Consider the following 848-nt stretch of genomic DNA (forward strand, 5'->3'; position numbering starts at 1 on the left):
GTTTGCCCTGTCCACTTTTTGAAGGCGCGATTGAATGCTGCTGCTTCTGAAAAGCCGAGCTGCAAAGCAACGTCATTAATACTCAGGTTTGCCTTGGCCAGCAACACCAAAGCCTGATCCCGACGAATACTGTCTTTTATTTCTTTAAATGAACTACCCTCATCTTTAAGGCGTCGCCGAGCGGTGTGGGTAGTTAAATGTAACTCACTGGCTACAAGATCAAAGCTAAGATTCTCGATCTCCAAGCTGCCACCCATACGACTCAATAGAATTCTTTTTATCTGCGCAGTAACACTGTCATCTGAACGAAATTGTTTTAGTAGCGATGCCGGCGCATTTTTCAAAAATGGCGCTAAGGTACTATCATTCTGAACAACCGGTAGATCTAAATACTTGCTGTTGAACACAACCCGGTTTTGCCCCTGAGAGAAAGCAACTCGGCAAGGAAACATTAACTTGTACTCTTCATGGAATAGAGGCCTTGCGAAAGTAAACTCAATTCGCTCAAGTAGTATCGGCCTTTCAATCAACCAACACGACAGACGAATCCAGATTATATAGAGCGAAGTAATTAGAAATACCTCATCAAAGCCCAAGTCATTCGAAAACTTGATTTCCAGATGCGCTTCGCCTTCTAGTTCAAGCAAGTTAATCGATAGTTCATCGCCAAACAGACCTATAAACTTACTCGCTCTAAGCAAGGCATGCCGCAAGCTAGTTGCAGTAATTATAGCGTGGCACATCATGCTAAACGTGCCGATTTTAAGTGGCTTTTCGACGAAGCCACTTGCTTCATCGCCCAACTCAGACCAAAGTGAGTGGAGCAAAGGGTCTACATAGTTCAAATC

At 43.9% G+C, this 848-nt stretch carries 1 protein-coding gene; it reads right to left on the reverse strand.

Annotation, left to right across the window (positions count from 1 at the left end):
- A partial coding sequence (locus A3766_RS03485) for an AraC family transcriptional regulator (RefSeq protein WP_068641690.1) occupies positions 1–848 on the reverse strand: 848 nt, incomplete at both ends.

Source organism: Oleiphilus sp. HI0132, assembly GCF_001635845.1.